The sequence below is a fragment of the Citrobacter freundii complex sp. 2025EL-00176 genome (genome assembly GCF_053309355.1).
Map to the genome: position 1 here is coordinate 115,147 of NZ_JBRYHT010000001.1, position 15,820 is coordinate 130,966.

The 15,820-nt window shown below is 54.7% G+C and carries 17 protein-coding genes and 1 riboswitch; of the genes, 12 read left to right on the forward strand and 5 right to left on the reverse strand.

What is annotated here, in order from left to right; all coding sequences use genetic code 11:
- Nucleotides 1-24: 24 nt before the first annotated feature.
- From bioB to uvrB, 5 genes are all read left to right on the forward strand, one after another.
- Nucleotides 25-1,065 carry a biotin synthase BioB gene (bioB, locus tag ACVXHP_RS00585; RefSeq protein WP_042309634.1) on the forward strand — a complete coding sequence of 347 codons (1,041 nt, stop codon included), beginning with the start codon at nt 25-27 and terminating at the stop codon, nt 1,063-1,065.
- Nucleotides 1,062-2,219 carry an 8-amino-7-oxononanoate synthase gene (gene bioF / locus ACVXHP_RS00590; RefSeq protein ID WP_316128694.1) on the forward strand — a complete coding sequence of 386 codons (1,158 nt, stop codon included), beginning with the start codon at nt 1,062-1,064 and terminating at the stop codon, nt 2,217-2,219. Before bioB ends, bioF begins: the two co-directional genes overlap by 4 nt.
- Entirely contained in the window at nt 2,203-2,958 is a 756-nt protein-coding gene (gene bioC, locus ACVXHP_RS00595) for a malonyl-ACP O-methyltransferase BioC (RefSeq protein ID WP_447570663.1), read from the forward strand. The genes bioF and bioC overlap by 17 nt, the downstream gene beginning before the upstream one ends.
- Nucleotides 2,951-3,649 carry a dethiobiotin synthase gene (gene bioD, locus ACVXHP_RS00600; RefSeq protein WP_447570664.1) on the forward strand — a complete coding sequence of 233 codons (699 nt, stop codon included), beginning with the start codon at nt 2,951-2,953 and terminating at the stop codon, nt 3,647-3,649. The genes bioC and bioD overlap by 8 nt, the downstream gene beginning before the upstream one ends.
- Nucleotides 3,650-4,266: 617 nt before the next feature.
- Nucleotides 4,267-6,288: an excinuclease ABC subunit UvrB gene (gene uvrB / locus ACVXHP_RS00605; protein WP_200007148.1), complete on the forward strand. Its 2,022-nt coding sequence runs from the start codon at nt 4,267-4,269 to the stop codon at nt 6,286-6,288.
- An 84-nt stretch (nt 6,289-6,372) separates the two neighbouring features.
- On the opposite strand, the gene yvcK is transcribed toward uvrB, so the two are convergent.
- Nucleotides 6,373-7,281 (reverse strand): uridine diphosphate-N-acetylglucosamine-binding protein YvcK, encoded by a 909-nt coding sequence (gene yvcK, locus ACVXHP_RS00610; RefSeq protein WP_038639050.1) that lies wholly within the window; start codon nt 7,279-7,281, stop codon nt 6,373-6,375.
- Nucleotides 7,282-7,570: 289 nt separating this feature from the next.
- Nucleotides 7,571-7,716, forward strand: a riboswitch (molybdenum cofactor riboswitch).
- Here yvcK and moaA point away from each other — a divergent pair.
- The 6 genes from moaA to ACVXHP_RS00640 all read left to right on the forward strand — a co-directional run bounded on the left by moaA (nt 7,704) and on the right by ACVXHP_RS00640 (nt 11,150).
- On the forward strand, nt 7,704-8,693 hold the full coding sequence (gene moaA, locus ACVXHP_RS00615) for a GTP 3',8-cyclase MoaA (RefSeq protein WP_047025511.1): 990 nt from the start codon (nt 7,704-7,706) through the stop codon (nt 8,691-8,693). It overlaps the preceding riboswitch by 13 nt.
- A gap of 18 nt (nt 8,694-8,711) precedes the next feature.
- On the forward strand, nt 8,712-9,224 hold the full coding sequence (gene moaB, locus ACVXHP_RS00620) for a molybdenum cofactor biosynthesis protein B (RefSeq protein WP_042309623.1): 513 nt from the start codon (nt 8,712-8,714) through the stop codon (nt 9,222-9,224).
- 2 nt (nt 9,225-9,226) lie between these two features.
- Nucleotides 9,227-9,712 (forward strand): cyclic pyranopterin monophosphate synthase MoaC, encoded by a 486-nt coding sequence (gene moaC, locus ACVXHP_RS00625; protein ID WP_006685391.1) that lies wholly within the window; start codon nt 9,227-9,229, stop codon nt 9,710-9,712.
- Nucleotides 9,705-9,950, forward strand: coding sequence for a molybdopterin synthase sulfur carrier subunit (gene moaD, locus ACVXHP_RS00630; protein ID WP_137361548.1), 246 nt, complete (start codon nt 9,705-9,707; stop codon nt 9,948-9,950). The genes moaC and moaD overlap by 8 nt, the downstream gene beginning before the upstream one ends.
- Nucleotide 9,951: 1 nt before the next feature.
- Nucleotides 9,952-10,404, forward strand: coding sequence for a molybdopterin synthase catalytic subunit MoaE (gene moaE, locus ACVXHP_RS00635; protein ID WP_047025512.1), 453 nt, complete (start codon nt 9,952-9,954; stop codon nt 10,402-10,404).
- 41 nt (nt 10,405-10,445) lie between these two features.
- Entirely contained in the window at nt 10,446-11,150 is a 705-nt protein-coding gene (locus ACVXHP_RS00640) for a Bax inhibitor-1/YccA family protein (protein WP_447570665.1), read from the forward strand.
- A 90-nt stretch (nt 11,151-11,240) separates the two neighbouring features.
- Here the strand turns inward: ACVXHP_RS00640 and ACVXHP_RS00645 are convergent, their stop codons facing one another.
- The 3 genes from ACVXHP_RS00645 to ACVXHP_RS00655 are packed head-to-tail and all read right to left on the reverse strand — an operon-like array spanning nt 11,241 to nt 14,202.
- Nucleotides 11,241-12,203 carry a YbhN family protein gene (locus tag ACVXHP_RS00645; protein WP_316128690.1) on the reverse strand — a complete coding sequence of 321 codons (963 nt, stop codon included), beginning with the start codon at nt 12,201-12,203 and terminating at the stop codon, nt 11,241-11,243.
- On the reverse strand, nt 12,203-13,444 hold the full coding sequence (gene clsB, locus ACVXHP_RS00650; RefSeq protein WP_316128689.1) for a cardiolipin synthase ClsB: 1,242 nt from the start codon (nt 13,442-13,444) through the stop codon (nt 12,203-12,205). The genes ACVXHP_RS00645 and clsB overlap by 1 nt, the downstream gene beginning before the upstream one ends.
- A complete protein-coding gene (locus ACVXHP_RS00655; RefSeq protein WP_042309615.1) occupies nt 13,441-14,202 on the reverse strand; it encodes an endonuclease/exonuclease/phosphatase family protein in 762 nt (253 codons plus the stop codon). Before ACVXHP_RS00655 ends, clsB begins: the two co-directional genes overlap by 4 nt.
- Nucleotides 14,203-14,334: 132 nt before the next feature.
- Here ACVXHP_RS00655 and ACVXHP_RS00660 point away from each other — a divergent pair, with 132 nt between their 5' ends.
- Nucleotides 14,335-14,745 (forward strand): YbhQ family protein, encoded by a 411-nt coding sequence (locus ACVXHP_RS00660; protein WP_447570666.1) that lies wholly within the window; start codon nt 14,335-14,337, stop codon nt 14,743-14,745.
- Here ACVXHP_RS00660 and ACVXHP_RS00665 read toward each other — a convergent pair.
- A complete protein-coding gene (locus ACVXHP_RS00665; protein ID WP_447570667.1) occupies nt 14,707-15,813 on the reverse strand; it encodes an ABC transporter permease in 1,107 nt (368 codons plus the stop codon). The two genes, ACVXHP_RS00660 and ACVXHP_RS00665, sit on opposite strands and share 39 nt — an antisense overlap.
- Nucleotides 15,814-15,820 lie beyond the last annotated feature (7 nt).

Here is a 15,820-nt window from a genome sequence, read left to right on the forward strand (position 1 = left end):
ACTAACAACGAAACGTATACCAATATGGCTCATTCTTCTCGCTGGACAATGTCGCAAGTCACCGAATTATTTGAAAAACCACTGTTGGATCTGCTGTTTGAAGCGCAACAGGTTCATCGTCAGCACTTCGATCCGCAGCAGGTACAGGTCAGTACGCTGTTGTCAATTAAGACCGGCGCCTGCCCGGAAGACTGCAAATATTGTCCGCAAAGTTCCCGCTATAAAACGGGTCTGGAAACGGAACGCCTGATGGAAGTGGAACAGGTACTGGACTCGGCGCGTAAAGCGAAGCAGGCCGGTTCAACGCGGTTTTGCATGGGGGCGGCGTGGAAGAATCCGCACGAGCGCGATATGCCTTACCTGGAACAGATGGTTCAGGGCGTGAAAGAGTTGGGGCTGGAAGCCTGCATGACGCTGGGCACGCTCAACGAAACCCAGGCCCAGCGTCTGGCTGATGCGGGTCTGGACTACTACAACCACAACCTCGACACCTCGCCGGAATTTTACGGCAATATCATCACCACCCGGTCTTATCAGGAACGTCTGGATACGCTGGATAAAGTGCGCGAAGCCGGGATTAAAGTCTGTTCAGGCGGTATTGTCGGATTAGGCGAAACGGTCACCGATCGCGCAGGTCTGCTGCTGCAATTAGCCAATCTGCCGACGCCGCCGGAAAGCGTGCCGATCAACATGCTGGTGAAAGTGAAGGGCACGCCGCTGGCGGATAACGACGACGTCGACGCGTTTGATTTCATCCGTACCATCGCCGTGGCGCGCATCATGATGCCAACCTCTTACGTGCGTCTTTCTGCCGGGCGCGAGCAGATGAACGAGCAAACCCAGGCGATGTGCTTTATGGCCGGGGCTAACTCGATTTTCTACGGCTGCAAACTGCTGACCACGCCGAACCCGAACGAAGATAAAGATTTGCTGTTGTTCCGCAAGCTGGGCCTCAACCCGCAGCAAACGGCGGTGCTGGCGGGGGATAACGAACAGCAACAACGTCTGGAGCAGGCGCTGCGTACCCCGGATACCGACGATTACTACAACGCGGCAACCGTATGACCTGGCAGCAAAAAATTGACGATGCGCTTACGGCGCGTCGTCGCGCTGATGCGTGGCGTCGGCGCTATGCGGTGACCCAGGGCGCCGGTCGCTGGCTGCAGGCCGACGGCCGCCAGTATCTTAACTTCTCCAGCAACGACTACCTTGGCTTAAGCCACCATCCGCAGATTATCTGCGCGTGGCAGCAGGGAGCTGAACGTTTTGGCGTCGGCAGCGGCGGGTCAGGTCATGTCAGCGGTTATTCCGTGGCTCACCAGGCGCTGGAAGAAGAGCTGGCGCAGTGGCTGGGCTATTCGCGGGCGCTGTTATTTATCTCCGGTTTTGCCGCTAATCAGGCGGTGATAGCCGCACTGATGGAAAAAGACGATCGCATTGTCGCCGACAGGCTTAGCCATGCCTCGCTGTTGGAGGCTGCCAGCCTTAACCCTGCTATTTTACGTCGCTTTACCCATAACGATCCGCAACATCTGGAGCGTCTGCTGACTTCCCCCTGTCCGGGGCAGCAGCTCGTGGTCACTGAAGGCGTTTTCAGCATGGATGGCGACAGCGCGCCGCTCGCTGAAATCCACGCGGCAGCGGAACGACACGGTGCGTGGCTGCTGGTGGACGATGCGCACGGCGTTGGCGTAACCGGTGCAGAAGGGCGCGGCTCCTGCTGGCGACAGCAGGTGAAACCCGAACTGTTAGTGGTAACGTTTGGCAAAGGATTTGGCGTCAGCGGCGCGGCAATCCTGTGTTCTGACAGCGTGGCCGACTATCTGTTGCAGTACGCCCGCCATCTGATCTACAGCACCAGTATGCCTCCGGCGCAGGCTCAGGCCCTGCGCGCCGCGCTGGCGGTGATCCGCAGCCGTGAAGGTGATGAACGCCGGGAAAAGTTAGCGATGCTGATCCAGCGTTTTCGCGCTGGGGTGAATACACCAGGCTTAACGCTGGCGAATTCTTCCAGTGCTATTCAGCCACTGATCGTTGGCGATAACCATAAAGCCCTGCAGCTGGCGGATGCGCTACGGCAACAAGGATGCTGGGTGACGGCAATTCGCCCACCGACGGTGCCCATCGGTACGGCCAGATTACGGCTGACGCTGACCCAGGCGCATGAGGTGCAGGATATCGATCGTCTACTGGAGGTGCTGCATGGCGCAGGTCAATAAACAGGCGATTGCCGCCGCATTTGGCCGCGCTGCCACCCACTATGAGCAACACGCAGAGCTACAGCGTCAGAGTGCCGATGCGTTACTGGCGCTCCTGGATGGCCGCACGTTCTCACAGGTATTGGATGCGGGCTGTGGGCCGGGGCGTATGAGTCGTTACTGGCGTGAGCAGGGGAGCGAGGTCTGCGCGCTGGATCTGTCGCCGCAAATGCTGGCTGAAGCGCAGCGTCATGAGGTCGCCCACCGCTATCTGCTGGCGGATATCGAAGCCATCCCACAGGCAACCGCGAGCTTTGATCTGGCCTGGAGTAATCTGGCCGTACAGTGGTGTGGCGATCTGCGCGGCGCGTTAAGCGAGCTTTACCGGGTAGTGCGTCCTGGCGGGACGGTGGCGTTTAGTACCCTGGCACAGGGTTCGATGCCGGAACTTCGTCAGGCCTGGCAGGCGGTTGACGATCGGGAGCATGCCAACCGTTTTTTACCCGTGGCGCAACTGGAAAACGCCCTGTATGGCTGGGATGTCGAATACCAGTCTCATGCCGTCACGCTGTGGTTTGACGATGCGCTGAGCGCCATGCGTTCGCTGAAAGGCATTGGCGCAACGCATTTGCATGATGGACGTGAGCAGCGTGTGCTGACGCGCTCACAGTTGCGCCAGCTACAGTTAGCCTGGCCGTGTCAGCAGGGGAAATATCCGCTGACCTACTATCTTTTTTTAGGAGTGATTCAACGTGACTAAAACGTATTTTGTCACCGGGACGGACACCGAAGTCGGTAAAACTATCGCCAGCTGTGCGCTGCTCCAGGCGGCGGGTCAATTGGGGTTGCGCGCCGTTGGCTATAAGCCGGTAGCGTCGGGCAGCGAAATGACGGCTGATGGCCTGCGAAACAGCGATGCGTTGGCATTACAGCGCAATAGCGTTGTGACGGTGGGCTATGCGGCGATTAATCCCTACACCTTCGCCGAACCCACCTCGCCGCATATCATCAGCGCCGACGAAGGTCGCCCCATTCTGGCCTCCGTGATGTCTGCGGGTTTACGCACGCTTGAAGCGCAAGCTGACTGGGTACTGGTGGAGGGGGCAGGGGGATGGTTTACGCCGCTTTCGCCAACGCTGAGTTTTTCCGACTGGGTCAAAACAGAACAGTTGCCGGTGATTCTGGTGGTTGGCGTTAAGCTCGGCTGCATCAATCACGCCATTCTGACCGCCCAGGCGGTGCAGCAGGCCGGACTGACGCTAGCCGGATGGGTAGCCAATGATGTGACGCCGCCTGGCAAACGTCATGCTGAATACATGGCGACGCTGAAGTGCGTGATTCCGGCTCCTATGCTAGGGGAAATTCCCTGGCTGGCAGAAGAGCCTGAGCGGGCACTGACAGGACGTTATCTCGATCTCAGCATTTTATCTTTGACGGCATCTGCCGATTGAATCGAGGCGGGAAATAGCGCTGGTCGCTATTGCGGTACGCGGACCAGAAAATGGTGAAAATGCGAGCAAGATCTCGGCTCTCCCTGACCGCCTCGTTAGCTGATAAATATCAAAAAATAGCGATAATTTTTTTTTATCCCCCCGGAAAAGAGAATCAGGGCGTTTTTGCCAGGCTACAGTCCACACGGGCTGGAGGCAGTTATCCACTATTCCTGTGGATAACCTTGTGCATTAGGGTTAGAAAACACAATGTAAGCGAGAGAAGACGCGGCTTGCGACTAAATTGATGCGAAAGACGTCTTGAGATAATAATTATTAAATTACAGATGGTTAGATAAAAGCAATGGCTGTCGCAGAAGTGTCATGTGTTGCCATAAAACTTTCATCGGCTGGCTTGACAAATGTTAAAAAAGGCATTGGTTTGGGGATAACACGTTTTTGCTGGTGTTTTATCTTGTCCGGGGGCAAATTTTGGCCTGCCGTCACGGCCATTTGACGGGGGTAACAGAAATATTCTGGCGCGTTACTGTTTTTTCATCCAGTATATTTTACTGGCAAAATATACGACTGCGAGTAAAATTACACACCTGCCCGCCCATTGCTTCAGGTAGCTGCTCATGAGTAAACCGTTCAAACTAAATTCCGCTTTTAAACCCTCTGGCGATCAGCCTGAGGCGATACGTCGCCTGGAAGAAGGTCTGGAGGACGGTCTGGCGCATCAGACGCTGCTGGGGGTGACGGGATCGGGGAAAACATTCACCATCGCGAATGTAATTGCGGACCTACAGCGTCCTACCATGGTGCTGGCTCCTAACAAGACGCTTGCCGCGCAGCTGTATGGCGAGATGAAAGAGTTCTTCCCGGAAAACGCGGTGGAATATTTTGTTTCCTACTACGACTATTATCAGCCGGAAGCTTACGTACCGAGTTCTGATACCTTCATCGAGAAGGATGCTTCGGTTAACGAACACATTGAGCAGATGCGTCTGTCGGCGACCAAAGCGCTGCTGGAACGTCGGGATGTCGTCGTGGTGGCGTCGGTTTCTGCCATTTATGGTTTGGGCGACCCGGACCTGTACCTGAAAATGATGCTGCATTTGACGGTGGGGATGATTATCGACCAGCGGGCGATCCTGCGTCGTCTGGCGGAGCTGCAATATACTCGTAACGATCAGGCATTCCAGCGCGGGACCTTCCGCGTACGCGGTGAAGTTATCGACATTTTTCCGGCTGAATCTGACGACATTGCGCTGCGCGTGGAACTGTTCGATGAAGAAGTCGAACGTTTGTCGCTGTTTGACCCGCTTACCGGGCAGGTTGAATCGACTATTTCCCGCTATACCATCTACCCGAAAACGCACTACGTCACGCCGCGCGAACGTATCGTACAGGCGATGGAAGAAATTAAAGTCGAGCTGGCAGACCGCCGTAAAAATCTGCTGGCGAATAACAAGTTGCTGGAAGAGCAGCGCTTAAGCCAGCGTACACAGTTCGATCTGGAAATGATGAACGAGCTGGGTTATTGCTCGGGGATTGAAAACTATTCCCGCTATCTTTCCGGACGCGGACCAGGCGAGCCGCCGCCGACGCTGTTTGATTACCTGCCGGCCGATGGTCTGCTGGTGGTGGATGAATCCCACGTCACTATCCCGCAAATTGGCGGCATGTATCGCGGCGACCGGGCGCGTAAAGAGACCCTGGTCGAGTACGGATTCCGTTTGCCGTCGGCGCTGGATAACCGTCCGCTTAAATTTGAAGAGTTCGAGGCGCTGGCTCCGCAGACCATCTACGTCTCGGCGACGCCGGGGAACTATGAGCTGGAGAAATCCGGTGATGACGTGGTTGATCAGGTGGTACGACCAACCGGCCTGCTGGATCCGGTGATAGAAGTGCGTCCGGTGGCGACGCAGGTTGACGATCTGCTGTCGGAGATCCGCACGCGTGCGGCGATTAACGAACGTGTGCTGGTCACCACACTTACCAAACGCATGGCGGAAGACCTCACCGAATACCTCGAAGAGCACGGCGAGCGGGTGCGCTATCTGCACTCCGACATCGATACCGTGGAACGCATGGAAATCATTCGTGACCTGCGCCTGGGCGAGTTTGACGTGCTGGTGGGTATCAACCTGTTACGCGAGGGTCTGGACATGCCTGAGGTCTCGCTGGTGGCGATTCTGGACGCAGACAAAGAAGGGTTCCTGCGCTCTGAACGCTCACTTATCCAGACCATTGGTCGCGCGGCGCGTAACATCAACGGCAAGGCGATTCTCTACGGCGATAAAATTACCGCCTCGATGGCCAAGGCGATTGGTGAAACTGAACGTCGTCGCGAGAAGCAGCAGCTTTACAACGAAGAGCACGGTATTACGCCGCAGGGGCTGAACAAGAAAGTGGTCGATATTCTGGCGCTGGGTCAGAATATTGCGAAGACCAAGGCGAAGGGCAAAGGGAAGTCACGTGCGGGTACGAAGTCTGACGTTGTCGAACTGGATATGACGCCAAAAGCCTTGCAGCAAAAGATTCACGAGCTGGAAGGGCAAATGATGCAGCATGCGCAGAATCTCGAATTTGAAGAGGCCGCGACGATCCGCGATCAGTTGCATCAGCTGCGCGAGTTATTTATTGCGGCATCGTAAGTTTATGCCGGATGCGGAGTTACCCCCTTATCCGGCCTACAGCTTTGGTAGGCCTGACAAGCGTAGCGCATCAGGCAAATCCGTTCAGCCTAATGCCTGTACCGCTTTTTCCAGCGCGCTGTGCAGCAACTGACGGTCATGACGGTATGGAATATCGCTGGCTTCCAGCACTTCCTGAATCACAATGCGGTCGGTAACGGCGGAAACATCTACTTTTGGGCCGACAACCACCGCATCAATCACTTTCTTGCCAACGTACTGTTCGATGATTGCCAGCTTATCGTTAAGCGTCAGGCTGGCTGCTGGCAGGCTTAATTCGCGACCCAGGTTGCCGATGTAGACCATCCTGGCGGGGGTACGCCGTAATGCCTGCGCCAGTTCGTCGAGCAGCAGGATCGGCATCAGGCTGGTATAAAAACTGCCTGGTCCTATCAGAATCAAATCCGCTTCGGCGATTGCCTCAACCGCTTCTCGCGTGGTGGGGACTTTTGGCGACAGCATCAGTTCCTGAGGAGGAATGGTGAGCTGATCGATATTCACTTCGCCATAGACTTCATGACCCTGATCATCAATAGCCATCAGATCCACCGGCAGCTCTGACATCGGAATTAAATGCGCATCCACCTTCAGCAGGTTGCGAATTAAATTAATGGCTTCGAGAGGCCGCACGCTGAGGTGATCGAGCGCCTTTAACATTAAATTTCCGAGGTTATGTCCGGAAAGCTCGCCATTACCGCCAAAACGGTATTCAAACATAGCAGATGCAACGCTGGGTTGGGTAATTAACTGGTTCAGGCAGTTACGCATGTCTCCCCAGGCGATACCGCCTTCAGAACGACGAATACGACCCGTAGAGCCGCCATTATCGGTGGTGGTGACGATACCCGTCAGTCGTGAACCTAAAGGGGAAAGTGAGGAGAGAACGCGTCCTAATCCATGCCCTCCGCCGAGAGCGACAACGCGATCTAAATCTGCCAGCGTGCGAGTGCGCATAGAATTTCCTGATATCAATTGATCGGCGGTACAGTAACGTAAATAGCGTGTTTTCAGCAATTATCCAGTTGGCATTTGCCGAAATTAATTTTCGGCGATCTACTCCTTTCTGACGATATGCACCTGACAGCAAGATGATGTATATCAATGCAAAACTGTGGTTTTTGCTTATTCTGTAGCGAAATTGCACGATCATGTCGCTATATACATATTTATACAGCGTAAGTGTGTTTGGCATTATCGCCATTTACACGCTAGTATCGGCATAACCACTACGTACTCAAAGTATGATGAGTATAAACACTCTAGCCTCTGCACCTGGGTCAAATGATACGGTGCTTTGGCCGTGGCAATGCTCGAACGAGATTGTCACCAGGGCGCAGGAAGAAATGACTGCGTCTCCCGTATTTGGAAAGGTGTACATGGGCTCTCAACTTACCGATGCTTTCGCGCGTAAGTTTTACTACTTACGTTTGTCGATTACCGATGTGTGTAACTTTCGTTGCACCTACTGCCTGCCGGATGGCTATAAGCCCGGTGGGGTCACCAATAACGGCTTTCTGACCGTTGATGAAATTCGCCGCGTCACCCGTGCGTTCGCCAGTCTGGGGACGGAAAAAGTGCGCCTGACAGGGGGCGAACCCTCATTACGTCGCGATTTTACCGACATTATTGCCGCCGTGCGTGAAAACGACGCCATCCGTCAGATTGCGGTAACGACCAATGGTTATCGTCTGGCGCGCGATGCTGCCGCCTGGCGCGATGCAGGCCTGACGGCACTCAACGTCAGCGTCGACAGTCTCGATGCCCGTCAGTTTCACGCCATTACCGGGCAGGACAAATTTCAGCAGGTGATGGCGGGCATTGACGCCGCGTTTGATGCCGGTTTTGAAAAAGTGAAGGTCAACACGGTGTTGATGCGCGATGTAAACCATCATCAACTGGACACCTTCCTGGCGTGGATCCAACCGCGTCCTATTCAACTGCGTTTTATTGAACTGATGGAAACGGGCGAGGGCAGTTCTCTCTTTCGTAAGCATCATATCTCAGGGCAAGTACTGCGCGATGAGCTTCTGCGTCGCGGCTGGATCCACCAGCTTCGCCAGCGCAGCGACGGTCCGGCTCAGGTTTTCTGTCATCCTGATTATGCTGGCGAAATAGGTCTGATCATGCCTTATGAGAAAGACTTTTGCGCCACCTGTAATCGTCTGCGCGTTTCCTCTGTCGGCAAGCTGCACCTGTGTTTATTTGGTGAAGGTGGCGTAAGCCTGCGTGACCTGCTGGAAGATGACGCTCAGCAATCCGCGCTGGAAGAACGCATTTCAACCGCGCTGCTGGAGAAAAAGCAGACCCATTTCCTGCATCAGAACAATACCGGTATTACGCAAAACTTATCTTACATTGGCGGCTGATCGCTAAAAGGAGTTTCCATGAGTCAGGTAAGCGCTGAATTTATCCCGACACGCATTGCTATTCTTACTGTTTCCAACCGTCGCGGCGAAGAGGACGACACCTCTGGTCACTACCTGCGTGACTCGGCGCTGGAAGCGGGCCATCAGATAGTTGACAAGGCGATTGTCAAAGAGAACCGTTATGCCATCCGCGCCCAGGTTTCCGCCTGGATTGCCAGTGACGATGTGCAGGTCGTGCTCATTACCGGCGGCACCGGACTGACCGAAGGTGACCAGGCGCCGGAAGCGTTGCAACCGCTGTTCGACAGAGAAGTTGAAGGTTTTGGCGAAGTATTCCGTATGCTCTCATTTGAAGAGATCGGCACCGCGACGCTGCAATCCCGGGCAATTGCCGGGGTCGCGAATAAAACGCTGATTTTCGCCATGCCGGGTTCGACGAAAGCGTGTCGTACCGCCTGGGAGAATATCATTGCGCCGCAGCTTGATGCCCGTACGCGTCCGTGTAATTTCCACCCACATTTGAAGAAATAAGTATGTCGCAACTGACTCATATTAACGCCGCTGGCGAAGCCCACATGGTGGATGTCTCAGGCAAAGCAGAAACGGTACGCGAGGCGCGTGCTGAAGCATTCGTGACAATGCGTAGCGAAACGCTGGCGATGATTATCGATGGTAGCCACCATAAAGGCGACGTTTTCGCCACGGCGCGCATTGCCGGTATTCAGGCGGCCAAACGGACCTGGGATCTTATCCCGCTGTGTCACCCGCTGATGCTGAGCAAGGTCGAAGTCAACCTGCACGCCGAACCGGAACACGACCGTGTACGCATTGAGACGCTGTGTCGGCTGACCGGGAAAACCGGTGTGGAAATGGAAGCGCTAACGGCGGCCTCCGTGGCGGCGTTGACCATCTACGACATGTGCAAAGCGGTGCAAAAGGACATGGTGATTGGTCCGGTGCGCCTGCTGGCAAAAAGCGGCGGCAAGTCGGGTGATTTTAAGGTGGATGCGCATGATTAAGGTTCTTTTCTTTGCCCAGGTCCGTGAACTGGTCAACACGGATGCGTTAGAGGTTACCGCCGAATTTGCAACGGTCGAAGCGCTGCGCCAGCATCTGGCGGCGAAAGGCGATCGTTGGGCGCTGGCGCTGGAAGACGGCAAGCTGCTGGCGGCGGTGAACCAGACGCTGGTCAGTTTTGACCACTCCCTTAACGCAGGTGATGAAGTGGCTTTCTTCCCACCGGTAACCGGAGGTTAAGATGGCTGAGACGCGAATTGTTGTTGGGCATGCGCCGTTCAGCGTTGGGGAAGAGTATCCCTGGCTTGCCGAGCGCGATGAAGATGGCGCCGTGGTGACTTTCACCGGTAAAGTGCGCAATCACAACCTCGGTGACAGCGTGCAGGCGTTAACACTGGAACACTATCCCGGCATGACCGAAAAAGCGCTGGCGGAGATTGTCGACGAGGCGCGTACGCGCTGGCCGCTGGGGCGGGTGACGGTGATTCATCGCATTGGCGAACTGTGGCCCGGCGACGAAATCGTTTTTGTCGGCGTAACCAGCGCGCATCGTAGTAGCGCGTTTGACGCCGGGCAGTTCATTATGGATTATCTGAAAACCCGCGCACCGTTCTGGAAGCGCGAGGCCACGCCGGAAGGTGAACGTTGGGTAGATGCTCGTGACAGCGATAAGCTAGCAGCAAAACGCTGGTAGAGTACAATTGTTGTAGGCTCATACTGATTCAGGAGATTGTCATGGACCGATTCCCACGATCCGATTCTATTGTGCAGGCGCGTTCCGGCCTGCAAACGTATATGGCGCAGGTTTATGGCTGGATGACCTGCGGGTTGTTGCTGACGGCGTTTATCGCCTGGTATGCGGCAAATACGCCCGCGGTAATGATGTTTGTCTTCTCCAGTAAAATCACCTTCTTTGGCCTGATTATCGCCCAACTGGCGCTGGTGTTCGTGTTGTCCGGCATGGTGCAAAAGCTGAGCGCCGGTATGGCAACCACGCTGTTTATGCTCTATTCGGCGTTAACCGGGTTAACGCTGTCGAGCATCTTTATCATCTACACCTACTCGTCTATCGCCAGTACCTTTGTGGTTACCGGCGGGATGTTTGGCATCATGAGCCTGTACGGTTATACCACTAAGCGCGACCTCAGCGGTTTCGGCAATATGCTGTTTATGGCGTTGATCGGAATCGTGCTGGCTTCGCTGGTTAACTTCTGGCTGAAGAGCGAAGCGTTGATGTGGGCGGTCACCTATATTGGGGTGATTGTGTTTGTCGGTCTGACCGCTTATGACACGCAGAAGCTGAAAAACATCGGTGAGCAGATCGACCTGCGTGACAGTTCAAATCTGCGCAAATACGCGATTCTTGGCGCACTCACGCTGTATCTGGACTTTATCAACCTGTTCCTGATGCTGCTGCGTATCTTCGGCAATCGTCGTTAATTGTCTGTTGCCGGATGGCGCAGCGCTTATCCGGCCTACAGTTGTGTATCGAAAGTAGGCCGGATAAGGCGTTAAGCCGCATCCGGCAAATCATTTGGCCATTGCCTTCTCGTTTTTCGCCCGCAGTTTTTTCGCCCGACTCTCCAGCAACAGGTAGCAAATAAGCGCCAGCAGCAATGGAATAAAATAATAGAGTACGCGATACGCAAGCAGGGCGGCGATAATCTTGCCTTGAGACGTATCTTCTCCCGCCAGCAATGCCATAAAGACTGCCTCCAACACGCCGATTCCCGCCGGAATATGTACGATAACCCCGGCAATACTGCTCACCAGCAGCACGCCCAGCACGAAGAAATAGTTGATATCCTGGCCCAGCAACAGCCAGATAATGGCTCCCATCACCATCCAGTTGGTACTGGATATCGCCATTTGCGCGATGGCGAATTTCCACGTGGGCAGCACCAGCTTTTGGCCCCTGATGGTGATGTGGCGATGTTTAGCGAAGGCGCAAAACCACAGATAAACGACAATAATCAGCAACAGCGCAATGCCTAAAATGCGCAGCGTACCTTCATCGATATACCAATGCGCGGGCAGTTCGACCACGCCAAAGGTAAAAATAAAACCGCCCAGCAAAATATAGCCCAGCCAGTTGGTGGTAATACTCAGTGAAAAAATCCGCGTAATCGTGCTCCCCGGCAACCCGAGGCGCGAGTAGAGCCGGTAACGCATCCCAATCCCGCCCACCCAGGTACTTAACGTCAGGTTGAAGGCGTAACAGATAAACGACACCAGCATGACCTGGCGTTTTGCCAGCTTGTGCCCACAGTAATGTCGGCCGAGCAGGTCATAGCAGCCGTAGAGTAAATAACTGACGATCACCAGCCCCACGGCGCTGAGCAGGGCAGTCCGATTGTAATCGCGGATGACCGTCCAGACCTCTTCCCAATTGACCTTACTGGCATAAATGACCAGCAACACGATGACGGCAATGAAAAATAGCCACGTGAGTATTTTTTTCGCTAACCGCCAGCGCGGATGTGCTTTGGCCATCAGGATTTTCCTCCGACATCCTCAGTTTGAATGCGATCCTGCGTTTCCATGGCAGGCTGTGCGGGCGGTTCAACTTCGGCCAGATGCGGCGTATGCGCGGGAAGCCAGCCGACCAGCGCCGGGAAATGGCGTAAAAAGTGGAACGCCAGCACGCTTTTGGTCAGATTCCACCAGGTGCGTTTGGGCAGCATGGATTCATCAACCCGCTTGCAGTCCTGCGCAATAATAGGGTTCAGGTTATCGCGCAGAGTCTGGTTAAACGCACGGTCATGAATAATGAGATTCGCTTCCAGATTCAGCGACAGGCTGAGCGGGTCAAGATTGCTGGAGCCTACCGTCGCCCAGTGATCGTCCATCAGCGCGACTTTGCCATGCAGAGGTTTACGGCGGTATTCATAGACATGAACGCCGCCTTTTACCAGATAGTTGTACAGCAGGCGGGCGCCCACTTTTACAATCGGCATATCCGGTTCACCCTGCACGATGAGTTTTACCCGAACGCCGCGTCTCGCCGCTTTACGCAGGGCATGCAGAAAGCGATAACCGGGAAAGAAGTAGGCATTGGCAATGATCACTTCCCGTCTGGCCTGGGTAAGCATTTTCAAATAATGGCGTTCAATATCATCGCGATGCTCTTCGTTGTCGCGCCAGACAAACAGTACCTGCGCTTCGCCAGGCCGATGATTTTCGACTGCGCGATGATGACGTCGCCACCAGCGGCGTACGGCGCTCTGGCCCGGCAGGTTTTCCAGTACGAATGTCAGGATGTCGGCCACGATGGGACCTTCAACGCGCACGGCGTAATCCTGCTTGGCCTCAGGGCCGTAATCAGACATATGTTCAGCGGAATAATTGATACCGCCGACGAAAGCGACACGGTCATCAATGACCACAATTTTACGATGCATACGGCGAAAGAGATTAGTGCGCATGCCGAACAGACGCGGGCGCGGATCGTAGTAGCGGAAAACAATGCCGGCTGCGGTTAGCTCATTAACGAAGCTGTCGCTGAGGTCCGGCGAGCCATAGCCATCCAGCAGCACTTCGGCTTTGACGCCGCGACGTGCAGCACTCAGCAGCGCGGAATGCAGCTGTTTTCCGACCGCATCCTCAAACCAGATGAAGGTTTCGAGGATAATTTTTTGTTGCGCCTGTTCAATGGCGTCAAACACGGCGGGGTAGAACTGATCGCCGTTTTCCAGCAGTTGAATTTGATTGCCTTCACGCCAGCCAAATTTCATAAATGAATCTCCGCACTCAGAGGGGCATGATCGGACAAATGTCGCCAGTGACGCAGCGCCAGCGCCGTTGGGGTGCTGGCATTCGCGTTTTTCACATAGATTCTGTCGAGACGCAGCAGGGGAAACTGCACCGGAAACGTCCGCGCGGGGCGGCCGTGGGCGCGGGTAAAGATCTCGTCAAGATCGGCATTGGCTTTCAACGGATGATTGGCTTTTTGTCGCCAGTCGTTGAAATCTCCGGCGACCACGACGGGCTCTCCCTCAGGTAAGGCATTTACCCAATCTGCCAGCATAGCGAGCTGGGCCTGACGGTGGGCTTCACGCAAACCGAGATGGACACACATCACGTGAACCGGGTGGGAGAGCATCGGCGGCACGATGCGGCAGTACAGGACCCCGCGTTTTTCACTCGCGCCGACCGACACATCGCGATTTTCATAATGTTCAATAGGATAGCGTGACAGCACGGCGTTACCGTGATGCCCCTGCGGATACACGGCGTTACGTCCATAAGCGAAGTCGCTCCACATGGTATCCGCCAGAAATTCGTAGTGCGTGGTGTCCGGCCAGTTTTCCACATGCAGAGGATGCACCTCGTGTGCGCCCATTACTTCTTGCAGGCACACAATATCCGCCCCGACCGTTCTGACGGCCTCCCGCAGCTCAGGCAAAATAAAACGCCGATTGAAGGCGGTAAACCCTTTGTGAGTATTAATGGTGAGCACATTGAATGAAAACCGTTCTGTTTGTCTGGCCATGATTCTCCCGTTGGCGTCACTTTCCTGATTAAAATAGTGTAGTCGTCGTCACAAAAAGATGCGGTGTTGCGGAATTTTCCGTAAAGTCCGGTACTCTGAACAATTAGTCGAAAATCCTTCAGGAGAAAAGCCATGAGGTGGCAACAACGTGTTCGTGTCGCAACGGGTCTAAGTTGCTGGCAGATTATGTTGCATTTACTGGTAGTGGCGTTGCTGGTAATGGGCTGGATGAGCGGCACGCTGGTGCACGTCGGCCTGGGATTATGCGTCGTTTACGGCGTAACGGTTTTATTAATGCTGGCCTTACAACGTCACCATGAACAGCGCTGGCGCGACGTGGCGGATGTGCTGGAAGAACTCACTACTACGTGGTATTTCGGTGCCGCGATGATCGTACTGTGGCTGCTGTCGCGCGTACTGCAAAACAACGTCTTGCTGGCCCTGGCGGGGCTGGTGATCCTTGCCGGACCCGCCGTGGTGTCGCTGCTGGCGAAAGACAAAAAGCTACATCACCTTGCGGCGAAACATCGCATACGCCGCTGAGCCGGTTGTGGCCGCTATCACCAACAGCGGCCACAAACTCCCCCAGACAATCTTCAGACTCGCATCCTTCAGGTAAATCTGTTTCGTGATGTCCGTAAAATGGCGGATCGGGTTTATCCACGTCAAATTCTGTAACCATACCGGCATGTTTTCGACCGGCGAGACGTAGCCTGAGAGCAATATCGCCGGCATCATAAAGACAAATACGCCGATAAACGCCTGCTGCTGGGTGGCGCACAGCGATGAAATCAGCAGACCAAAGCCGACCAGCGACAGTCCATAAATCACCATCGTGAAGTAGAACAGCCCCAGGGAACCGGCAAACGGAATGTGATAAGCCCAGATGCCGATCGCCAGCACAATGGTGGCCTGAAAAGTGGCCACAATCAGCGCAGGCACCGCCTTGCCGATGAAAATCTGCCAGGTGGTAAGCGGGGAGACCAGCAGTTGATCGAGCGTGCCCTGCTCGCGCTCGCGGGCAACCGACAGCGAGGTGACGATCATCACGCCAATGGTAGTGATCATGGCGATCAGCGACGGAACCACGAACCATTTATAGTCCAGATTCGGGTTATACCAGTTACGTACCACCAGTTCGCTGTTGTTCGGTTTTGGCTTGCCGTCCATCAGCACCTGCTGGTACTCCTTCACGATCTGCTGCAGGTAATTGGCGGCAATTTGCGCGCTGTTCGAGTTGCGTCCATCGAGGATAATTTGCATGGGCGCTTGCTGGAAGGTATCCAGATTCCGCGAAAAGTTGGCCGGGAAGCGCACCAGCAACAGCGCTTTTTGCGTGTCGATGGTGGGCTGGATCTCCTGCGGACTTTTCAGTAACAGGACATGCGTAAAAGCGCTGGCGCGGGCGAAGCGCTGGGTAAGCTCCACCGAATGTTTACCGTTATCTTCGTTATAGATAGCGATAGTGGCGTTGGTCACTTCCAGCGTCGCGGCGAACGGGAACAGAATGACCTGAATCAGCACCGGTAGAATCAAAATGGCTCGCGTCTGCGGCTCACGTAATAGTGATTGCAGCTCTTTACGAATTAATGTCCATAAGCGATGAAACATGCCCGTC